This window comes from Phocaeicola sp. (assembly GCF_048170425.1).
Lineage (GTDB): Bacteria > Bacteroidota > Bacteroidia > Bacteroidales > Bacteroidaceae > Phocaeicola.
In genome coordinates, this window is record NZ_DBEXBB010000014.1 from 21584 (window position 1) to 43863 (window position 22280).

Here is a 22280-nt window from a genome sequence, read left to right on the forward strand (position 1 = left end):
AAATGGAAAAAGAACAATCTCTATGTAAAGAAAAAAAACGTGTGGAGCTACACGAGCCTAAACATTATAAAGTAATACTCCACAACGACGACTTCACCACCATGGACTTCGTGGTGAAGGTGCTCAAAATCGTGTTTTTCAAATCGCAGGAGGAAGCTGAAGCACTGATGCTGAAAGTACACCAGCAGCAATCGGCCACAGCAGGCATCTATTCTTACGACGTGGCACAGTCCAAAGCACAGAAAGCCACCCAGATGGCGCGTGAAGAAGGATTTCCTCTGCGACTGACCGTAGAACCCGAAGATAATTAAACTGTAAAGAATCAATGAGTCACATCGTAAAATCTGTATATGTAGACAAAGCGCTGTCGTTTGCTCAGGGACTGGCTTTCCGTTATCGCCATGAATTCATTACTCCGGAACATATTCTCAGCGCACTCTTTAACCAGGACCCTTTTGTGGAAGCCGTAGAAGAATGTTTCTGTCACATCCCAGTAATGGAGGAAGAAGTGGACGAATACCTGGCGCAGAAAATGGAACAGGTGCCGGAGGATACCAACTATGAGCTGGAGTTTTCCGTACAATCCAACTTGTTGTTTCAGAATGCGTATGCTTTCGTGGAATCATCCAATGCTGAGGTGCTGGACATTCCTCACGTAGTACAGGCCATGTTACTGCTGCCGGAGTCCTGGGCCTGCTATTTTCTGAAAAAACATCTGAAAGAACGGATTCCGGATTTCATCAGCCAACTGGTGGTTATCTATGGAGACGACCTTAGTCTGGACGAAAATGATTCGGATGAACCTCACGGCATCTCCAAGAATTTCATCACTTGTCTGAACGAGCAGTTGGAGAATCACAATCCGCTGATTGGACGGGAGATGGAACTGGAACGCACCATCGAAGTGCTGTGCCGGAAAGACAAGAACAACCCGCTGCACATCGGTGAACCGGGAGTAGGAAAAACTGCCTTGGCTTACGGACTGGCAGCCCGCATTGAAGCCGGAGAGGTGCCCGAACGTCTGAAAGGCAGTCGTATCTACGAACTGGATTTGGGAAGTATGCTGGCCGGAACGCAATACCGGGGCGACTTCGAACAACGGTTGAAGAGTGTAATGAAGAGTCTCAGCGCAGAAAAGAAAGCCATCCTCTATATTGACGAGATACACAATCTTATCGGAGCCGGACAAATAGGCGACGGCTCGATGGATGCCTCCAACATGCTGAAACCTTATCTGGAGCAGGGGGACATCCGTTTCATCGGTTCTACCACCTACGAGGAATACAACCGTTACTTCTCACGCAGCAAAGGGATGGTACGCCGCTTCCAACAAATCGACATCCAAGAGCCCAGTATTGACGAGGCTATCCGAATCATAGAAGGATTGAAAGAGAAGTATGAAGAGTACCACCATGTGACCTATGAGCCGGGAGTGATTGAATATGCCGTAAAGGCCAGTGCCCGCTACATCAGCGACCGCTTCCTGCCCGACAAGGCTATCGACCTGATTGATGAGGCCGGCGCTTACCGGGAAATTCATCCGGCCACAGACGGCACAAAGACAGTAGATAAAAAACTGGTTACAGAAGTGCTTTCACGTACCTGTAAGATTGATGCCAATGCACTCAAGGAGGAAGACAATGCTTCACTGGAAGCATTGTACGAACGCATATCCGGACAGATTTACGGACAAGACGAGGCCATTCGTCAGGTAGTGGAAGCGGTACAAATGGCCAAAGCCGGATTGCTGGACGAGAACAAGCCGCTGGCCAGTCTGTTGTTTGTCGGCCCTACGGGAGTAGGAAAAACCGAGGTAGCCAAAGTATTGGCTTCAGAATTAGGTATCTCACTGGTACGCTTCGACATGAGTGAATACATGGAAAAGCATACCATCGCCAAACTCATCGGTTCTCCGGCAGGTTACATCGGCTATGAAGACGGTGGCTTGCTGACGGATGCCATCCGTAAAACACCCAACTGTGTACTGTTACTGGATGAAATCGAAAAGGCACATCCCGATATTTTCAACATCCTGCTGCAGGTGATGGACTATGCAGTGCTGACAGACAATAAAGGACGGAAATCAGACTGCCGCCACTTGATTCTTATCATGACTTCCAACGCCGGTGCTCAGTATGCGCATCAGGCTTCTATCGGTTTCAACAGTCAGGTAAGTACCGGACAGGCCATGCTTCGTCAGGTAAAAAAGACCTTCAAGCCGGAATTTCTCAACCGTCTGTCGGCTTCCGTCGTCTTCCACGACATGAGTCGGGAAATGGCCACGCAAGTGCTCGACAAGAAATTGCGGCAGCTGGATGAAAAGCTGGATCGCCGTCGCGTTTGCCTGCACCTGACACCCGAAGCCCACGAATGGCTGCTGAAAGAGGGCTTCAAGCCGGAATACGGAGCCCGCGAAATGGACCGTGCCATCGCTGCCCACTTGAAGCCGCTGCTCATGCGTGAAATTCTGTTTGGCTCGCTGAAGCAGGGAGGTGACATCACGGTAACGGCCGAAAACAATCAACTGAGTATTCTCCAATAATTTCGATGCCATGGTTTTCCAACTGACAAAAAGACTGGCTTTTCCGGACCCGCACTGGGGAGACCCTGACGGCCTGCTGGCCATTGGGGGCGACTTGTCCGTCGACCGCCTTATCCTGGCCTATTCCAACGGTATCTTTCCCTGGTATGCCTTCCGCGAGAAAGTCATCCAATGGTGGTGCCCGTTGCAGCGCTTTGTCATCTTTCCGGAAGAGATTCACATCTCCCATTCCATGCGCACACTGATGAATAAGGATAAATACAAGGTAACTTTCAACCATGCATTTGAACAGGTGATACGGAATTGTTCCAAGCTCCGCATCGAACAAGAAGGAGCTTGGCTGGGAGAAGAAATGATTGAAGCTTACATCCGCATGTACGAACAAAACTTGGCCGCCAGCGTAGAAGTATGGGAAGGCGACAAGCTGGTCGGAGGCTTGTATGGAGTAACTTTGGGTACGTGTTTCTTCGGCGAAAGCATGTTCTCGCTCGTGCCCAGTGCTTCCAAGCTTGCCCTGATTCGACTGGCCCAACTGCTCCATGCACACGGAGGTACCCTCATCGACTGCCAGTTCGAAACGCCTCACCTCAAGTCAATGGGCGGCCGGTTCATCAGTTACGAAGAATACATGCAATGCCTGAAAGTTGAATAATAAAACCCATAAAAAAAGTCCGATTCCCTCTTTCAAGAGAACCGGACTTTTTTATGATATTACTGTAAGTATAGCCAATTAGTATGCACGAGCAAACAATACACGACGTGCAGAAGGCTTGCCAGTCAGCATATCCACACCCGGAGTCAGACTTTCCTCATCTGCTTCGAAAGGCAGACAGCGGATAGTAGCCTTAGTTTCCTCCTTGATGCGGTCTTCTGTTTCCGGAGTACCGTCCCAGTGAGCCAGGATAAATCCACCCTTCTCAATCTGTTCCTTGAATTCTTCGTAAGTATCCACTTTCACAATGTGCTGGTTACGATAATTCAATGCCTTCTGGTAAATATTCTGCTGGATTTCCTCCAACAGGTTCTGTACATATTCTTCAATGCCGTCGCAGGAACGGGTTTCTTTTTCCAGCGTATCACGACGCATTACTTCCATCGTATTGTTTTCCAGGTCGCGACCACCCATTACCAGACGTACAGGTACACCCTTCAATTCATAGTCTGCAAACTTGAATCCCGGACGTTTGTTGTCAGCGTTATCGTATTTCACAGAGATACCCATGCTGCGAAGCTTGTTGACAATACCTTCTACCTTGGCATCAATCTGTTTCAGCTGTTCGTCGTTCTTATAGATAGGTACGATAACAACCTGAATCGGAGCCAAATGCGGCGGAAGAACCAGACCGTTGTCATCAGAGTGAGTCATGATCAAGGCACCCATCAGACGAGTAGATACACCCCATGAAGTAGCCCATACATAATCCAGCTTATTGTTCTTATCGACAAACTGTACGTTGAATGCCTTGGCAAAGTTCTGTCCCAAGAAGTGAGATGTACCACACTGCAAAGCCTTACCATCCTGCATCAGTCCTTCGATAGTATAAGTATCCAATGCTCCGGCAAAACGTTCGTTCGCAGACTTCACACCTTTGATAACCGGCACAGCCATGTATTTTTCAGCGAAATCGCCATATACGTGCAACATCTTCTGTGCTTCTGCTTCAGCCTCTTCGCGAGTAGCATGAGCCGTATGCCCTTCCTGCCACAAGAACTCAGCTGTACGCAGGAACAGACGTGTACGCATTTCCCAGCGCATCACATTTGCCCACTGGTTACACAAGATAGGCAGGTCACGGTATGAGTTAATCCAGTTTTTATAAGTACTCCAGATAATCGTTTCTGAAGTAGGACGAATAATCAGTTCTTCTTCCAGTTTGGCAGCCGGATCCACAATCACTCCCGAACCATCTTCTGCATTCTTCAAACGATAGTGGGTCACTACCGCACACTCCTTGGCGAAACCTTCCACGTGTTCAGCTTCACGGCTCAGGTAAGATTTTGGAATCAACAACGGGAAATACGCATTCACATGTCCTGTAGCCTTGAACATATCGTCAAGGATACGCTGCATTTTTTCCCAGATGGCATATCCGTAAGGCTTGATTACCATACAGCCACGCACAGGAGACTGTTCAGCCAAATCGGCCTTTACCACCAAATCATTATACCATTGTGAATAGTTTTCACTTCTCTTGGTAAGGTCTTTTAATTCTTTTGCCATAACTTTATGTAGCTATTTTATTCTTTAATATCAATTGAGAGTGCAAAATTAGTAAAAAAGATTTGTTTGCTCTTGATTTTAAAGCAGGATTTATTCAAAACGAATGGATTTTGCCGGATGAATGTGGCTTATCAGATATGAAGGACCCACCAGCATCCCTACCGAAACCAATAATGTGCACACGTTCAACAATACAATCCAGCCCAAATGAAGTTCCACGGGTACCGCATTGACATAATACGTAGCCGGATCCAACTTAATCGGTGCGAAAAAATACTGAATAAGACAGCACGACAGTCCGATGACATTCCCCCAGCACATACCTCTTCCGATAAGAAAGACAGAAAATGACAGGAATATCTGACGAATAGAGGCATTGTCAGCTCCCAGCGCTTTCAATACCCCAATCATCTGCGTACGTTCGAGGATGATAATCAGCAATCCGGAAATCATGGTAAAACCAGCCACTCCAGTCATCAGAATCAGAATTACCCACACATTGGTATCCAGCAAGTCGAGCCACGCAAATATCTGAGGATAAAGCTCTTCCGAGGTACGAGAGCAATAGATTGCGCCATAACGGTCTGTCTGCTCCTGAATATGGCCGCGAATATCATCATTCACCGAATTCAAGAAACGATAATCCGACACGGCCACTTCCACACCTCCCACCTGATCTGATTCCCAGCCGTTCAGACGATTGACCGTGTACATGTCAGTTATCAGAAAATAATCATCGAAAGCAGAAAAATTAGTCTGAAAAATCCCGCTCACCGTCAACCGGCGGGCACGCACATTGCCTTCTATATAATAAGTATAAAGTTTATCGCCCACCTTCAATGAGAGTTTGTCGGCCATGGAACGGGAAACCAGTACACGATTACTGGCCACGGAGTCTGTCAGTACAGGAATCTCTCCCTCCTGCAAGTGTGCTTTCAAGTACGTCCAGTCGTATTCCTGCGCCACCCCCTTCACAATCATTCCCTGAAAGTTATCAGCGGTCATAATCATACCCGGCTTCGTAGCGTAACGCTGCACGTGACTCACCTGGGGAATTTCCCGTATCACCGACAACAGGCTGTCGTTTGCCACCACCGGATTCATCTGATAAAGCTGTGCCCCTTCTATGCTGGAAACCACAATATCAGAGCCCATTCCTATTACTTTATCGCGCACCTGATGCTTGAAACCAATGACCACCGCCACCGACACAATCATCACACCCAGTCCGATAGCAATACCGGCCATCGCAATGCGTACGGCCGGCTTTGATACTTCTTTCTCTCCTTCCCTGCTACGGTAAATCCGTCGGGCAATAAAAAATTTCCAGTTGCTCATCATTCATCCACCCTTCCCGGATAGGCCTCGAGCGCCTTACGCAGAATGAACAAAGCCCGTACCAGGTCTTCTTTCTTCAATACATAAGCCACACGCACCTCGTTTTTACCGCCGCCCGGTGTGGTATAAAATCCGCTGGCAGGTGCCATCATAACGGTCTCTCCTTCATAATTGAAATCAGACAAACACCATGCGCAGAATTTCTCGCAATCATCCACCGGCAGTTTAGCCACAGTGTAGAAAGCTCCCATCGGTATTGGAGAATAAACACCCGGTATACGGTTCAATCCGTCAATCAGACACTTACGGCGTTCCACGTATTCATCATACGTTTCGCGAGCATATTCCTCCGGTTCATCGAGCGAAGCCTCAGCTGCAATCTGGCCAATCAACGGTGGACTCAAACGAGCCTGACAGAATTTCATCACTGCCTTGCGCACTTCCGGATTCTTCGTAATCAGCGCACCGATACGAATTCCACATTCCGAATAACGTTTCGATACGGAGTCAATCAATACCACATTCTGTTCGATACCTTCCAGATGGCAGGCAGAGATATAAGGAGAACCTGTATAGATAAATTCACGATATACTTCATCGGAGAAGAGGAACAAGTCGTACTTCTTCACCAAATCCCGAATCTGGTTCATCTCCCGGCGAGTATACAGATACCCGGTCGGGTTATTCGGGTTACAAATCAAGATACCCTTGGTGCGTTCATTAATCAACTCCTCAAACTTCTCTACCTTCGGCAAAGAGAAACCTTCGTCGATGGTAGTCGTCACCGTACGGATAACCGCTCCTGCCGAAATCGCAAACGCCATGTAGTTGGCATACGCCGGTTCCGGCACGATAATCTCATCCCCCGGATTCAGACAGCTCATAAACGCAAACAGCACAGCTTCCGACCCTCCGGTAGTAATGATAATGTCATCGGCATCCAGGTGAATGTCGTACTTTTCATAATATCCCACCAGACGCTCTCTGTAGCTTCTGTATCCCTGGCTGGGACTATATTCCAACACCTTGCGGTCAATATTTCGAATCGCATCGAGGGCCGCTCGTGGAGTAGGCAGGTCAGGCTGACCAATATTCAAGTGATATACATGAATTCCTCTCTCTTTCGCAGCTTCAGCCAAAGGCGCAAGCTTACGTATCGGCGACTCCGGCATTTCAGTTCCTCTGATGGATATTTTTGGCATATTTTATAGTTTAAAAAAGATTCTGAAATGCAAAGATAAAGCGAATGTCGAAATTAAACAACTTTGTGCTCAGAAAAATACGGCTACTCCTTTCTTTTGAGAAAAAGGCCCTCCAAGTAAAGTTTAACGCCTTTTCAGGCATTTTCCAAGTCTTCTACCCAAAAAATCCGTATGTTTGCTATCGATAACCAAACACTCAAGCATTATGAACCTTTACCTAATTATATTTACAGCCGGCACATACAAGGTGGAGCAAGTCTACGAAAAGCATAAAGACCTGTTCGTGGAACTGGAAAAACATTTTACCCTTCACCTTGTCAACTATACAGACTCTGAAAGCATTCCCAGTCATGAATACAAAATGGCTTTCATTGCCAGCGGGGGCGTGGAAAATGCAGTGGTGCGTTTTTTCAGTATCCTGCCCTATCCCATCACCCTACTGACAGACGGCCTGAACAACTCACTGGCTGCCGCCCTTGAAATCTCGGCATGGATTCAGTCGAGAGACATGAAGGTCAAAATCATCCATGGCTTAGTGCCCGACATAGTAAATCAGGTACTTTTACATCACCAGGCATTTGCCGCCAAACGTTCCCTGAAGAAAAAACGCATCGGTGTAATCGGCACTCCGGCCTCCTGGCTGGTAGCCAGTCACGTAGACTATCTGTTAGCCGGACAACGTTGGGGAGTGACTTACACGGACATCTCCATTGAGACCGTAGAAAAAGCTTTCCACGAGATTACGGAAGATGAAATAGGACCTGAAGCCTCTTTGTTTGCCCACCGCGCCAAAGGGATTCAGGAGGTTACTCCGGAAGAACTGCTTCGGGCCATGCGCCTGTACAAAGCTATCCGACGTGTATGCCAGGAAGAAAACCTGGACGCTCTTACCCTGTCCTGCTTCTCGCTGATCCAGAGCCTGAAGACCACAGGCTGCCTGGCCCTTTCTTTGCTGAATGACGAAGGAATACCTGCCGGATGCGAAGGCGACCTGCAATCCATCATGACCTTGCTGATGGTAAAAGAACTCATCGGAAAGCCCGGCTTTATGGCCAATCCTTCGTTTGTAGACCTTGCCCGCAACGAAGTACTGCTGGCACACTGCTCCATTCCTACCAAAATGGCCGAAGAGTTTATTATCCGCAACCATTTTGAAACAGAAAGCGGCATCGCCATTCAAGGCATTGTACATCCGGGCGAAGTCACCCTCTTCAAATGCGGGGGAGAATGTCTGGACGAATATTATCTGAGTTCTGGACATTGCATCGAAAATACCAACATGGTGACCTGTTGTCGCACACAGCTAAAGGTACGCCTGGATAAGCCGGCTGACTATTTCCTGCATAATCCGCTGGGCAACCACCACATCCTGATTCAAGGGAATTACACCGACCTCATTCAGGAATTCATGCAACAAAACCGCTGCAAACCGAGAATTGACTGATTTTTCAAAACCATTTATTCTCTCATTCAATTTATAATCGTATCTTTGTGTGAAATATTACAAATTGAAAAGCAAGAAAAATTATGATGCATAATTGGTTTGAATGCAAGATCCGTTACGAGAAAGTAGCCGAAAACGGAATGAACAAGAAAGTAACGGAACCCTATCTGGTGGACGCACTCAGCTTTACCGAAGCCGAATCGCGTATTATCGAAGAAATCACTCCGTTCATCAGCGGAGAATTCACTGTATCCGACATCAAACGCGCCAACTATAGCGAGCTCTTTCCCAGCGACGAGGAAGCTGCTGACCGCTGGTTCAAGTGCAAGCTCTACTTCATCACCCTCGACGAGAAAAGCGGTGCTGAAAAGAAAACAGCCACCAACGTACTGGTACAGGCTGCCGACCTGCGCGATGCCGTGAAGAAACTGGACGAGGGAATGAAGGGTACAATGGCCGACTACGTCATTGCCTCTGTAGCAGAAACCGCACTGATGGACGTATACCCTTACTCTGCAGAGCCTGACGTAAAACCGGAGTTCCTGGATGCAGACAAACGATAAACAAACACCTATCACACCATGGATATTCAGTCTAATTTAAAAGAAGTACGGGCACAACTTCCTCCCCAGGTCAGTCTGGTTGCTGTATCTAAATTTCACCCGAACGAAGCGATTCTGGCTGCATACGAAGCCGGACAGCGTATCTTCGGAGAAAGCAAAGAACAGGAACTAAGCAAGAAACAGGCTTCTCTTCCAGCCGATATTCAGTGGCATTTCATCGGCCATCTGCAGACCAACAAAGTGAAGTACATCGCACCCTACATTGCCATGATTCATGCCGTAGACAGTTATAAACTGCTGGCTGAAATCGACAAACAAGCAGCCAAATGCAACCGGGTGATTCCTTGCCTACTGGAAATCCATATTGCAGAAGAGGATAGTAAGTACGGATTTTCTTTTGAAGCTTGTCGCGAAATGCTGGAAACCACCCCGTGGAAAGAGCTGACACATTTGTGCATCAGCGGGGTCATGGGAATGGCCACCAATACAGACGACGAATCACAAATCATCAAAGAATTCGAGAGCCTTCACCGTTTCTTTACCGAACTGAAAGCTACCTATTTTAACGATTGTGACACTTTTAAGGAAATTTCCATGGGCATGTCACACGACTATCCGCTAGCCGTTCAGGCTGGAAGCACGATGATACGTGTAGGCAGCAAGATTTTCGGAGATAGAGTATATTAACAACGAGAAGAATATGGCACAATTAAAAACAACTTTTGCAGGGTTAACCCTGAACAACCCGATCATTATCAGCAGTTCGGGACTGACTAACAACCTGGCTAAAATTCAGAAACTGGAAGAAGCCGGAGCGGGTGCAGTAGTACTGAAATCAGTATTCGAGGAACAAATCAACATGCAGGCAGGAAGCATGCAGGGCTATGGCTCACCCGAAGCCGACGACTATCTGGGGGCATACGTACGCTCACATGCACTGAACGAACATATCACCCTGATTGAAGACGTAAAGAAACATTGCAAGATTCCGGTAATCGCCAGCATCAACTGCTACAGCGACAGTGAATGGACTGATTTTGCCCGCCTGATGGAAGAAGCTGGAGCCGATGCGCTGGAACTGAACATCCTTTCTTTGCAGACCAGCAAGGACTACACGCCGGGAAGTTTTGAACAGCGCCACATCGACATCCTGCGCCACATTAAAAAAGTAGTCAGTATTCCGGTAATCATGAAACTGGGCAGCAACCTGACCAATCCGGTTGCACTCATCAACCAGTTGTATGCCAATGGTGCTGCTGCGGTGGTATTGTTCAACCGTTTCTACCAGCCGGACATCCAGATTGACAACCTGACTTTCACTACAGCCAACGTAATGAGTTCACCTTCTGAACTGTCTGACCGTATCCGCTGGACAGCCATTGCCTCGGCGGAAGTTCCTCAGCTGGATTATGCTGTTTCAGGTGGTGTACACAACGGAAAAGGTGTCATCAAGTCCCTGCTTTCAGGAGCTGCCGCAGTAGAAGTTTGCAGCGTTATCTACCAGCATGGCAACCAGATGATTGAAGAAATGAAGAAAGAGCTGACCGAATGGATGGATGACAAAGGATATGATTCCATTGCACAGTTCAAAGGAAAGATGAATGCCTCTGCCGCAGGAGCCATCAACCCGTTTGAACGTACACAGTTCATGAAATATTACAGTAACCACGAAGAATAACCTCTTCGCAGATACGCATAAAAAACGGATTCCCTGACTTTACAGCCGGGGAATCCGTTTTTCTTTTATCCACTATCTGAGTCTTATCGCTTCAGAAGACCGATTTTCAGGTTCAGTTTAAAATAGTACACTCCATTTTCACGTTCCAGATAACCATACTTGTCTTTTTCCGTAGACCCTTTTTCCAAGCGGCTGTTCTGGAAAAGGAAATCGGCAAATGTCTGACGGAAGGCACGCTGGTAGCACAACACTTCCCCGTCACCCGTCACGAAAAGAAACCCTGCAATGGCAGAGTCTGTTCCGTTGTACAGTTTTGCCGGACGAAGCCCCATGGCCAAAGCCAGCAACAGTTCCTTTACCTTATATTCATAGAAACCGTGCTTGGTAATCAACTCATCCTTTATCTTCAGCGGGTTCAGCTTTTTGATTTCCTCCGTCAGTTCCGATACCTTCGTAATGCCGTCCAGCCACATCAGACGTGTCATTTCAGCCAGCAAACGTCCCATGTGAAGGTCAATCATGGACAGATTACTGCGGAAAATCTTATCGGCCACGTCACTGTATTTTAACACTCCCCCCAAGCGTTCTATCATCAACATTCTCGACACCACATCGTCTTCCTCTCCTTCTGCATTGATTTTATTGATGGTAGGGGTAGCAAACTTCACGCCTGTCTGCTCAAACTTGAAATTGGCGGTTCTTCCTCCGTCAAGCAGCGGAATCATCATCCCCAGACGAGAACGGACACAAAATCCGGTGAGCGGAGCATCTACAGAATAAAAAGCCACGCTGAAATCCGTACGGTCGTCCGTCTTGGCTTCCAAATCAAAAATGGCCACCTCATCCAGAAACTCCTCTACACCATCGGGAGATGTAACATCGTCCTCCCGGCTCTGGCGAATTGCCGCATAGATAAGCTCTGCCACCGTAGCAAAGTCTTCACGAGGAATCCGCTTGTCTATATTTTCCCCTTTCAGGCGTACGGTATCTTTTTCCAATATATACTGACGCGTACCGTCATGTTCTTCCCGCTGAACCATTGCCACCGGAAGGCGGAGCGTTTCGTTCTTTTTCACATCGGGAGTACCACCGTACACATAACCGTCGGCCAGCAGCCGGAAGAATGCATACAGCTCTCCCCATTCTCTTTTCGTCGCTTCAAATGCCATAAACTGTCTATTTTTTAATTGCAAAGGTAGTAAAAGAAGCGTTAACAAAAACGTTTCCGGCAAATGCAAATTATAATATATGTTATAAAGCAGATTCTTTAAAGTCTTTTTCTTGCAAAGAAGCAGAAAATACGTACCTTTGCAATGTGTTTTTCATAGTATTAGATTTAAGGTTAACAAAGGTTGGAGTTCAGCGGAACTCCTTTTTTTATGCCCTTTCATAAGTAAAAGAAATTCCAAAGCACACTGAATCCCCCAACAAATGCACTTTTTTCTTGCAAAACATCATTTTTACTAACAAACAGTTTGATTCGATTAAATTTATTATTACATTGCGCACCATGAAAAACACCACAAATACAACCTGCTTATGAAACGCTCTGATTTCTATTTCCTACTTATCGTAGTGATTCTGTTTGCCCCATTCTTTGTGTCCGAAAATCTTTACACTTGGTATCAGTCATTCAATACCGAACACGGCATGGTAATGAGTTTCATCAAATTCGCCCTCTTGTCTACCTTAGGCGAATTACTCGGTCTGCGCATCAGCACTGGCTACTATTATCGTACAGGATTCGGTGTACTTCCCCGCGCAATAGTATGGGGTATCTTCGGAATGGCCATCAACCTGGCATTCATCATCTTTTCCACAGGCGTGCCTGCTGCAGCAGCCTATCTGGGAGTAACCGACCCGGCAGGTATCATGGCCGGTCCACTCTGTCTGTCTAAAATATTGCTGGCACTATCCATTTCGGTATGCCTGAACAGTATCTTTGCTCCTGTATTCATGACCTTCCATAAAATTACCGACACGCACATTTTAGCCACTGGAGGAACACTGCGTGGACTGTTTACTCCCATTCCAATGGGAGACATTATGCAACAAATCAACTGGCATGTGCAATGGGGATTCGTGTTCAAAAAAACCATTCCGTTCTTCTGGTATCCGGCACACACCGTTACATTCCTGCTTCCAGGCGAAACGCGTGTTCTTTTTGCAGCCTTACTGGGAGTTGTTTTAGGTGTCATACTAGCCATTGCAGCACGAAAAAAATAGATACCACAAAACGTAAGTACATTCTTGTTAAAACGTAAGTACATTTCAATCAAAACGCAAGTGCATTTTGGATGAAACGTAAGTGCGTTTTGGATGAAACGTAAAAGCGTTTCAAATCCTCCAAAAGACACATGGAAAAATCCACATAAAGACTGCATATATCCTCTCATTTTGTATCTTTGCCGGAAAATACAATCATTATGGAACAACCTACTCAACTTAATAAACATAACAAGCAGGAATATCCCCCCATGCACACCTGCGAACACATTGTCAACCGCACCATGGTCAATCTTTTCGGATGCGGACGGGCGGTATCTGCCCATATCGAACGGAAGAAAAGCAAACTCGATTTTGCACTTTCACAAGCACCTTCGGAAAACGATATTGCACGCATTGAAACGACTGTCAACGAAGTAATCGCACGCCACCTTCCTGTCACTACGGAATTTATCACACAAGAAGAAGCTACCGGACGCTTTGACATAAAACGACTGCCTGAAGGGGCTTCCGAGACGGTTCGCGTGGTACACGTGGGCGACTACGACGAATGTCTGTGCATCGGACAGCATGTAGAGAATACGTCAGAAATCGGTACCTTCAAGATTATCAGTCACGACTTTAACGACGGCATCTTCCGAATGCGTTTCAAACTGGTTTAATACACGCAAATCATGGGAAAGAAAAAGAGAAGTTCATACACCGGCTCCCTGAAAGGCTTCATACTCCTGTTGCTGATTCTGGGTGGCGGTGCTTATTTCTATCAGAACCACCAGAATCTGCCGGAAGCCAAGGAGCTGACAAAGGAGCTTTCGCACACACTGGAGAAGGCACAGAAGGAAGTGGCACAGCGCCTGCCGGAAAAGTCGCAGGACGAGACAGAGACACAACCCTCGGCCAGCCGTATCAGCAGCAAACTGGAAATTCCCGTCATGCTGACCAAACGGGAAGAAATCAGGTTGCAGCGGACGGGATACACCGTTTCATACAATAATTTCTATAAAACACCCAACTGGGTGGCCTGGGAACTGACACGGCAGGAAACCAAAGGAAGTGAAGAGCGAAAGAACCGCTTCGTACCCGACCCGGATTTGCCCGAGCCCCGTGTGGAGCATGCCGATTATACACGCTCCGGATACGACCGGGGACACATGGCTCCGGCGGCCGACATGAAATGGAGTAAGAAAGCCATGGAAGAATCGTTCTACATGAGCAACATCTGCCCGCAGAACCAGAAACTGAACCGGGATGACTGGGGGGATTTGGAGGAATTATGCCGCAGCTGGGCACGGAAATATGGCACGGTGTACATTACCTGCGGACCTATCTATGACAAGAAGCAACCCAGGCGCATCGGAGAGCACCGGGTGGCCGTACCCGACCGTTTCTTCAAGGTGGTGCTGATTTACAACCGGAAGAGTCCCATCGCCATGGGCTTTCTGTTCGACAACAAGGCACACCATCAGACACTGGAAAAATACATGGTACCGGTTGACTCCGTAGAAAAAGTAACGGGGATGGATTTCTTCTCCAAGCTCCCCGACGACGTGGAGAATCGAATAGAGGCCGAAGTGCCGGCACTGCCTTCAGGAAGGTGAAAGCAGGCCGGAACTTCGGTTCACTCCTATTCCTCGTTTTTGTATTCTTCAATACAAAAACGATTTATCGTGCAATGCAAAGAATCAAAGTTTGTGCGGTAGGCTATGACCTTTATTGCCATCCCGTCATTGGCTTCTAACAGATATTCATGGGTACCGCTTGTATTCATCCGGTACCACATGCCGTTCTGTCCGTAAAGTATCCGCAAGGTATTTTCCGACGTATACTCCCAACTGATACGATAAAGCCCCGTCTCTCCTTTATGAAAGGAGAAGGTACACGAGTTTTCATCGTACTCCAGATAGTCCAATGAGGTGATTTCGTCTTTATAAAAGTTCAAGACAGCAGCCTCACCAAGGGTATCATATTCGAGCCGGATGTAATTCTCCGGCTCACATTTATATTTGAACGTCTCTCCTAAGTGAATCTTGGGAAGCGGAGTATATGCACCCACCTCTTCTTTATTGCATGCCAGCATACATGCAAGTCCTCCCACGCATGCAGCAACCATCATCATCTTCTTCATATCAACCTATATGTTAGTTGTTTCCCCCTCCCAACGCATGATAAAGGGTTATGACACTTTTTATCTCAGCATTCCGGTCGGACACAAGCGACAACCGTGCTGCCAATAATGACTGACGGGCAGTCAGCACTTCCAGGTAGTTCGTCGTACCGTGTTCCATCAGCAGTTCCGTATCACGCAACGCATCTTTCAGATGCTCCACCTGCTCACGGTCGAGCACCGTTTTCTGACGGGCCGTCTGCCACTGGCTCAGGGCATTGTTCACCTCCGCACCGGCATCCAACAAGGTCTGCTGGAACTGTAGCAGAGCCTCTTCCTGCTGTGCCTTGCTGATTTTCAGATTTGCCATAAGCTGCCCCCGCTGAAAAAGAGGTTGCACCAGAGAGCCTACGGCCTGAAGCAGCCAGGCACCCGGATTGGTCACAAGGGCTCCCCCACTGTTTGTCCATCCGGCCGAGCCGCTCAATGTCACGCTCGGATAAAAACTGGAGCGTGCCTGATTGGTGGCATAAAAAGCCTGTTTAAGTACCGCCTCAGCCTGCCACACATCCGGACGGTTGGCCAACAAATTCAACGGCACTCCCACCGACAAACTTTCCGGGAAATCCACTTCACCAAGTGTACCGCGCGCAATAGACTGCGGGGTCCAGAAAAGCAGGGCACACAGCGTGTTTTCCGTTTCCGTCACCTGCTGCTTCAAATCCAGCAAAGAAGCTTCGGCATCCAATCGGGAAGCTTCTGCCTGATTCACGGTCGCACGGTCGGCCTGTCCGGCCCGCATCAGGGCTTTCAGACTACGTATATACTCCTTCCAGCTTTCTACCGTCTCCGTAGTTACGGCTACCTGCTCATCAAGCATCAGCAACGTGTAATAACTCTCGGCCACCGTAGCAATGAGCTGTGTCTGCACCACCTGACGATACGCCTCACTCTGCTCCAGTGCCGCACGTTCTCCCCGTTTGGCGTTGGTCAGCTTTCCAAAGAAATCCAGTTCCCAGCTGGCAGAAGCTCCCAACGAATAGGTCTTGGTAGGTTTGCTGCCGTCAAAACTGCTCAATGCTCCTTCCGGATCCAACTGGGCAGAAGGCAGGTAGGCCAGCTTAGCAGCTGACAGCGAGGCCCGTGCCTCTTCCACTTTCAAACGGGCCACATTCAAATCCGTATTCGCCTCCAGCGCACGTGTAATCAGTTTTTTCAAGGATACATCCGTAAACAGCTCCTCCCATTTCAGGTCGGCCAGTGAGGAGGTGGTATCCACCTCCTCCGGAAGCGTGCCAAACAACCCATCGGTTTCCACCTCCGGCTGCTGATATTTCGTATAGATGCCACAACCGGTCAATAAATTAGCCATACAAGCGGCAACCAATAAAAAACTCCTATTTTTTTGCATATCAAATGTTTCTTTAATCGACATAATATTTTGCGGCAACGGATTATTCTTTCGTGTCCTCCTCTGTTTGACGGTGTGGCATTACTTTCTCTTCAATCAGTTGGAACACCGTAAACAGCACCGGCACCACGAACAGCAGGGCTACCGTACCGACAAGCATACCTCCTACCGTACCGACTCCCAACGAACGGTTTCCGTTGGCTCCTGCCCCGGTAGCCACAATCAGCGGGAACAATCCGATAATCATCGTCAGGGCGGTCATCAGAATCGGACGCAGACGAACTCCGGCAGCCGCCACAGCAGCCTGTGCAATGCTCATCCCCTGTCGGCGACGGGCCGAAGCGTATTCGGTCAGCAAGATGGCGGTTTTCGAAAGCAATCCAATCAGCATAATCAAACCCGTCTGCATATAGATGTTGTTCTCCAGTCCAAAACACTTGGCAAACAAAAAGCTTCCCATCAGTCCGAAAGGAACAGCCAGGATAACTACCATCGGAATGAACAGGCTCTCATAAAGTGAACAGAGAATCAGGTAGATGAATACAATACAAATAATGAAAATGATGACCGTGTTTCCCGTACTTCCCGATTCTTCGCGCGTAATACCGCTGAACTCATATCCATATCCCGTAGGCAGCGTCTGTGAAGCAACCTCCTCAATGGCTGCAATGGCATCACCCGAACTGTAACCATCTGCCGGCATACCGTTGACCGGGATAGAGGTATACATATTGAACCGTGTCAAGGTTTCGGCTCCGTATACCTTGGTCAGCGTAATAAACTGCCCCACAGGAGCCATCTCCCCGCTTTCAGTCCGTACAAACATATTGTTAAGCGACTCTTTATCCAGACGGTAATCCTTCCGAGCCTGAATCATCACACGGTAAAGCTTGGAAAAGCGATTCAGATTGGACGAGTAATTACCGCCAATATAACCGGAAAGTACGCTCAGCACATCGGACGTGGTGACACCCGCCCGCTGGCACTTTGCGGCATCCACCTCCACCATATACTGCGGGAACTTCGTATCAAAAGTGGTATAGGCCATAGAAATTTCAGGCCGCTTATTGAGGGCCGCAATGAAATTCTGGGTGTACTTCTGCAAATTCTCCACGCTGCCTCCGGCACGGTCTTGCACGTACATTTCGAAGCCGCTACCCATACCGTATCCCATAATGGTAGGCTGCGCAAAGGCAAAGAGCTTGGCCGATTTAATGTCGGCTGTATGCTGGTAAATCGCCGCAATGATGGCATTGATGTGATCCTGTGCCTCCTGACGTTCATCCCTGTGCTTCAGCTTGATAATCAGCATACCTCCCGAAGCGGCCTGTCCGCCCATCATGCTGTAACCGGTCACATTGGAATATGTCCTTATCTGCGGAATCTCACGGATACGCTCGTCTATCATTTCCATCGTCTTGCGAGTCTGGGCCAAACTGCTTCCGGGAGGGGTGGTCACATTGACGAAAACCGTACCCATATCCTCATCCGGCACCAGCCCGGTCTTAGTGGTCCGCATAAAAAATACCAGCAAGGCACAGACAGCCGCCAAAGATACCCAGGCCATCCATTTACGACGGAGGAAGAACGACACTCCATTCTTATACTTCAACACCAGTCTATTGAAGGAAGCCTCAAATGCATGGTGAAAACGGGAAGAAAAACTCAACTTACCGCCGGTCGACTTGTCCATGTGAGGAGTCATGATGAGGGCACACAAAGCCGGACTGAGGGTCAAGGCATTGATTGCAGAAATACCTACTGCCACCGCCATGGTCAAACCAAACTGGGTATAGAATACCCCACTGGTTCCTCCCATGAACGAGGTCGGGATAAACACGGCCATAAATACCAGTGAGGTGGTCACAATAGCTGCGGAAATGCCATCCATGGCAGCCACCGTAGCTTTATAAGGCGAGCGGTAGCCTTCGTCAAACTTGGCCTGCACGGCCTCCACCACCACAATGGCATCATCCACCACCGTACCGATTACCAGCACCAGTGCAAAGAGGGTCAGCAGGTTCAGACTGAATCCGGCCACATACAAGAAGGCAAACGTACCCACCAGTGACACAATGATGGAAACCGAAGGAATGATGGTGGAACGAACGCTCTGCAAGAAGAAATAGACCACCAGCACTACCAGGATAATAGCCTCAATCAGGGTTTTCACTACCTCGTGTACCGATGCATCCAGGAAGTCCTTCGTACTCATCAGGTCGGTCAGCACCAGCCCTTTGGGCAAATCCTTCGCCACCTCTTCCATCAGTTTATCCACCTCCTTCACAATCTCGTTGGCATTCGAGCCGGCGGTCTGCGAAATCATACACGTAGCACCGGGGTGGCCCGCAATCTGGCTATTATAGGCATAAGTCTGGGCACCCAGTTCCACCTCAGCCACATCCTTCAGGCGGAGCACTTCACCTGACGGCAAGGCCTTGAGTACCATGTTGCCAAACTCTTCTGCCGTTTCATACCGCCCCCGGTACTTCAACGTGTATTGAAATGTATTTTCAGAATCCTCGCCCAGTGTACCCGTGGCCGCTTCTACGTTCTGGTCATCCAGCAAGGCAATCACATCGGCAGGTACCAGCTGATACTGGGCCATCTTCTGAGGGTTCATCCAGATACGCATGGCATAATCCCCACCCATGACATTCACGTTGCCCACTCCCGTAATACGAGAAAGACGAGGTTCTACATTAATCTTAAAATAGTTGTTGATAAAATTCTGGTCGTAGCTGTCGTCGGGACTGTACAACGCTATAATCTTGACCATACTGTTCTGCCGTTTTTCTACAGTCACACCCACCTTGGTCACTTCGGCAGGCAACAATCCTTCTGCTTCCGACACACGGTTCTTGGTGTTGACGGTCGCCATGTCCGGGTCCGTTCCCTGTGCAAAATATACGGTAATGGAAGCAGACCCCGTATTAGTAGCCGTGGAAGTCATATACGTCATGTTTTCCACACCGTTAATGGCTTCTTCCAATGGGGCAATGACACTCTTCAGCACTGTCTCCGCATTGGCACCCGTATAGGTGGTAGACACCATAATGGTAGGAGGCGCGATGTCAGGATACTGCTCCATGGGAAGGTTGCTCAGCCCGATTACTCCCAATATCAGGATAAGCACAGAAATGGCACACGACAGGATGGGCCGGTCGATAAAAGTCTTCAGTTTCATAACGTCCCCTCCTATTTTTCAGTATGTAACGAAAGAATCTGGGTATTCTCCTGAATCAGTCCGGCACCCTCAGCTACAATTACTTCTCCTTCCTGCAAGCCACTCTCTACAATGTATTCCTGCCCGTTGTTCAGCGGGAAAACAGTCACCTGTGCCGACTCGGCCTTCCTGTTCTCATTCACCTTATACACATACACCTTGTCCTGAATCTCAAAAGTAGCTTCCTGCGGAACAACCAGCGCATTCTCTTTGGTATAGGGCAATACGAGCGTAGCCGTACTTCCGTTTCGCAACATTCCTTCCGGATTCGGGAACACGGCACGCAAGCTGACAGCCCCTGTTCCGGTGTCAATGGTTCCACTGATGGCATCTATCACTCCTTCATGCGCATATTTCACCCCATCGCTCAACTGCAGGGACACTTTGGGCATACCGGCCAGGGCCTTGTCCACACTGCCATACTGACGGAGCAGTGACAGCATCTGATTTTCGGTCATGGAAAAATACACATAGACTTCCTCATCGTCCGAGACGGTAAGTAAAGGCGTGGTAATGGAAGAATTGACCAATGCCCCCACACGATAGGAAGACATACCTGCCACTCCATCCACCGGACTCCGGACTACCGTATAGGAAAGGTCGTTACGGGCATTGGTTTCATTGGCCTTCGCTTGTGCCAGACTGGCCTCAGCCTCCAACAAAGAATTCTGTGCCGTCTGACGGTCAAAATCCGAAACCACACGCTCCTTGAAGAGCTCTTCCTTGCTGTCGAACGTCAGCCGGGCCGTAGCTACGGCAGCTTCCGCACTTTTCACATTCGCCAATGCCGTCTGCAAGGCTGCTTTATACGGCACCTGGTCAATCACGAACAACACCTGTCCCTTGTGCACCTTGGCTCCTTCTTTCACACAAATCTCGGTAATCGTACCGCTCACCTGCGGACGAATTTCCACACTCTGTCTTCCCTTTACTACAGCCGAATAGCTGTTAGTAAGAAGGCGATTTTCTTTCTTCACGGTCATGGTCTTGTACCCACTTGCCTGTGAGGTAGCTACAGGCTGCGTGCAGGCTGTCAGCATCCCCAACAACGCACAAAAACATGCACCAACTGATACAAAAGCTTTTTTCATCTTATTCTCCTTTTTTAGTTGATTTGACTCTTTCTGTTATAGCCGATGCAAATTTAGAAGGCGGGAAAGACTACTCACTTGTTCCATTCCTAAGAACATTTGTCCGAATCCGTGCTTTAGCATTTATTCAGTTTATGATTTCTAAAACATACAAAAAGGTTTTCAGGCTACGATTTATGTCTGTATTTTAGATGCGCAAATACAACAACGAGATACAAAATGAAAGAATATGCGTTTACAAAATGGCTGGTTCCGACGCTGCAAGCAGACGGAACGGAGCGAGATATGGTGTACAATGAACAAATGGGTATCTTCACCGTACGGGGAGAAAATCAATTCCAGAAAGGAAGTATCGACACACAGCATACGGTATCTTTGCTCGTATTAAAAGGAGAAATCAGCATCCAGACCAATGACAAGCGGACCGTCATTCCTGCTCCTTCCTACATCGAGTTTATCGAACCTTACCAATGGAGCGACCTGAAAACAGACCGTGATTTCGAAGGATGTCTGCTCATAACCCGAAGGGAGATTTTTTTGCAGGCAGCCGAATGCATCCGTTCCAAGGTCGCAGCCTATGTATACAGACATGTACATTTATCCCATTAGAAAAACAGGATCTTCTCCGGATACAATCACATGTGGACATGCTACGCCACACCCTTCAGCAAAAAGAGAATCATTTCCTGGTTGAAATGCTGGAAAACACGCTTCGTTCCCTCATCCTGGAAGTATGGAACATAATCTTCCGCATGTATAAACAAGAAAACGAGCTCGAGCATTCTTTCCGCTGGAAAGATACCCTCCCTCGTTTTCTATACCTGATGCATACCAATTGCCGCTATCACCACACCGTAAAATGGTATGCCGACCAACTCTACGTATCCCCTGATGCGTTATCGGCCAAGTTAAAGAAACTCTATGGCAAGACAGCCAACCAGCTCATCAGCGAAAGCCTGATAGAAGAAGCGAAAGTCTGTCTGCTCAATCCAGCCAACAGCGTGCAAGACGTGGCCGAAAAGCTCTGTTTCTCTGACCAGGGATATTCAGTAAATGTCCCTAAAAGTAAGATGGCATATAAAGTCGATAGAGTATAATCACTTTATATGCCATTATTATTGCCCTTTTTCTGTGTTTTTTCATATAGTCCTATCTGTTGGACATGACGTTCCGGAAGAAGTCTGATGACCTCTTCTGCTCCTGTCTGTAAATTCATGTCATGCCGCTTTAGCTG

General features: G+C 48.1%; 20 protein-coding genes. 12 read left to right on the forward strand and 8 right to left on the reverse strand.

Annotated features, from left to right (window positions below):
- Positions 1-2: 2 nt before the first annotated feature.
- The 3 genes from ACMJ0U_RS00580 to aat are packed head-to-tail and all read left to right on the forward strand — an operon-like array spanning position 3 to position 3194.
- Entirely contained in the window at positions 3-311 is a 309-nt protein-coding gene (locus ACMJ0U_RS00580) for an ATP-dependent Clp protease adaptor ClpS (protein ID WP_417127467.1), read from the forward strand.
- A 14-nt stretch (positions 312-325) separates the two neighbouring features.
- The gene (locus ACMJ0U_RS00585; RefSeq protein ID WP_417127468.1) at positions 326-2542 is read left to right on the forward strand and encodes an AAA family ATPase; all 2217 of its coding nucleotides are present in this window, start codon (positions 326-328) and stop codon (positions 2540-2542) included.
- A 10-nt stretch (positions 2543-2552) separates the two neighbouring features.
- Entirely contained in the window at positions 2553-3194 is a 642-nt protein-coding gene (gene aat / locus ACMJ0U_RS00590; protein WP_417127469.1) for a leucyl/phenylalanyl-tRNA--protein transferase, read from the forward strand.
- A gap of 78 nt (positions 3195-3272) precedes the next feature.
- Here the strand turns inward: aat and proS are convergent, their stop codons facing one another.
- The 3 genes from proS to ACMJ0U_RS00605 form a co-directional block, all read right to left on the reverse strand.
- Positions 3273-4763 (reverse strand): proline--tRNA ligase, encoded by a 1491-nt coding sequence (gene proS, locus ACMJ0U_RS00595; protein WP_417127470.1) that lies wholly within the window; start codon positions 4761-4763, stop codon positions 3273-3275.
- Positions 4764-4853: 90 nt separating this feature from the next.
- Positions 4854-6104 carry an ABC transporter permease gene (locus ACMJ0U_RS00600; protein WP_417127472.1) on the reverse strand — a complete coding sequence of 417 codons (1251 nt, stop codon included), beginning with the start codon at positions 6102-6104 and terminating at the stop codon, positions 4854-4856.
- Positions 6101-7303: a pyridoxal phosphate-dependent aminotransferase gene (locus ACMJ0U_RS00605; RefSeq protein WP_007560434.1), complete on the reverse strand. Its 1203-nt coding sequence runs from the start codon at positions 7301-7303 to the stop codon at positions 6101-6103. The genes ACMJ0U_RS00600 and ACMJ0U_RS00605 overlap by 4 nt, the downstream gene beginning before the upstream one ends.
- A gap of 205 nt (positions 7304-7508) precedes the next feature.
- Here ACMJ0U_RS00605 and ACMJ0U_RS00610 point away from each other — a divergent pair, with 205 nt between their 5' ends.
- From ACMJ0U_RS00610 to ACMJ0U_RS00625, 4 genes are all read left to right on the forward strand, one after another.
- The gene (locus tag ACMJ0U_RS00610) at positions 7509-8747 is read left to right on the forward strand and encodes a fucose isomerase (RefSeq protein WP_417127473.1); all 1239 of its coding nucleotides are present in this window, start codon (positions 7509-7511) and stop codon (positions 8745-8747) included.
- Between the two features lie 80 nt (positions 8748-8827).
- Positions 8828-9310 carry a DUF4494 domain-containing protein gene (locus tag ACMJ0U_RS00615; RefSeq protein ID WP_417127493.1) on the forward strand — a complete coding sequence of 161 codons (483 nt, stop codon included), beginning with the start codon at positions 8828-8830 and terminating at the stop codon, positions 9308-9310.
- A gap of 18 nt (positions 9311-9328) precedes the next feature.
- Positions 9329-9997, forward strand: coding sequence for a YggS family pyridoxal phosphate-dependent enzyme (locus ACMJ0U_RS00620; protein ID WP_417127475.1), 669 nt, complete (start codon positions 9329-9331; stop codon positions 9995-9997).
- A 13-nt stretch (positions 9998-10010) separates the two neighbouring features.
- The gene (locus ACMJ0U_RS00625) at positions 10011-10988 is read left to right on the forward strand and encodes a dihydroorotate dehydrogenase-like protein (RefSeq protein ID WP_417127477.1); all 978 of its coding nucleotides are present in this window, start codon (positions 10011-10013) and stop codon (positions 10986-10988) included.
- A gap of 83 nt (positions 10989-11071) precedes the next feature.
- Here ACMJ0U_RS00625 and ACMJ0U_RS00630 read toward each other — a convergent pair whose 3' ends face one another.
- Positions 11072-12157, reverse strand: coding sequence for an HpaII family restriction endonuclease (locus tag ACMJ0U_RS00630; RefSeq protein WP_417127478.1), 1086 nt, complete (start codon positions 12155-12157; stop codon positions 11072-11074).
- 370 nt (positions 12158-12527) lie between these two features.
- Here ACMJ0U_RS00630 and ACMJ0U_RS00635 point away from each other — a divergent pair, with 370 nt between their 5' ends.
- The 3 genes from ACMJ0U_RS00635 to ACMJ0U_RS00645 all read left to right on the forward strand — a co-directional run bounded on the left by ACMJ0U_RS00635 (position 12528) and on the right by ACMJ0U_RS00645 (position 14812).
- A complete protein-coding gene (locus tag ACMJ0U_RS00635) occupies positions 12528-13214 on the forward strand; it encodes a hypothetical protein (RefSeq protein WP_417127480.1) in 687 nt (228 codons plus the stop codon).
- A 200-nt stretch (positions 13215-13414) separates the two neighbouring features.
- A complete protein-coding gene (locus ACMJ0U_RS00640; protein ID WP_417127481.1) occupies positions 13415-13876 on the forward strand; it encodes a hypothetical protein in 462 nt (153 codons plus the stop codon).
- 12 nt (positions 13877-13888) lie between these two features.
- The gene (locus tag ACMJ0U_RS00645; RefSeq protein ID WP_417127483.1) at positions 13889-14812 is read left to right on the forward strand and encodes a DNA/RNA non-specific endonuclease; all 924 of its coding nucleotides are present in this window, start codon (positions 13889-13891) and stop codon (positions 14810-14812) included.
- Positions 14813-14838: 26 nt separating this feature from the next.
- Here the strand turns inward: ACMJ0U_RS00645 and ACMJ0U_RS00650 are convergent, their stop codons facing one another.
- Genes ACMJ0U_RS00650 through ACMJ0U_RS00665 form a run of 4 tightly spaced genes read right to left on the reverse strand, consistent with a single transcriptional unit; the run spans position 14839 to position 21046 of the window.
- A complete protein-coding gene (locus ACMJ0U_RS00650; protein WP_417127485.1) occupies positions 14839-15339 on the reverse strand; it encodes a hypothetical protein in 501 nt (166 codons plus the stop codon).
- 13 nt (positions 15340-15352) lie between these two features.
- Entirely contained in the window at positions 15353-16729 is a 1377-nt protein-coding gene (locus ACMJ0U_RS00655; protein ID WP_417127486.1) for a TolC family protein, read from the reverse strand.
- 43 nt (positions 16730-16772) lie between these two features.
- Positions 16773-19916: an efflux RND transporter permease subunit gene (locus ACMJ0U_RS00660; protein WP_417127487.1), complete on the reverse strand. Its 3144-nt coding sequence runs from the start codon at positions 19914-19916 to the stop codon at positions 16773-16775.
- A gap of 11 nt (positions 19917-19927) precedes the next feature.
- Positions 19928-21046 (reverse strand): efflux RND transporter periplasmic adaptor subunit, encoded by a 1119-nt coding sequence (locus ACMJ0U_RS00665; protein WP_417127488.1) that lies wholly within the window; start codon positions 21044-21046, stop codon positions 19928-19930.
- 219 nt (positions 21047-21265) lie between these two features.
- Here ACMJ0U_RS00665 and ACMJ0U_RS00670 point away from each other — a divergent pair, with 219 nt between their 5' ends.
- Positions 21266-21655 (forward strand): hypothetical protein, encoded by a 390-nt coding sequence (locus ACMJ0U_RS00670; protein WP_417127489.1) that lies wholly within the window; start codon positions 21266-21268, stop codon positions 21653-21655.
- A 38-nt stretch (positions 21656-21693) separates the two neighbouring features.
- The gene (locus tag ACMJ0U_RS00675; protein ID WP_417127490.1) at positions 21694-22143 is read left to right on the forward strand and encodes a hypothetical protein; all 450 of its coding nucleotides are present in this window, start codon (positions 21694-21696) and stop codon (positions 22141-22143) included.
- Positions 22144-22280 lie beyond the last annotated feature (137 nt).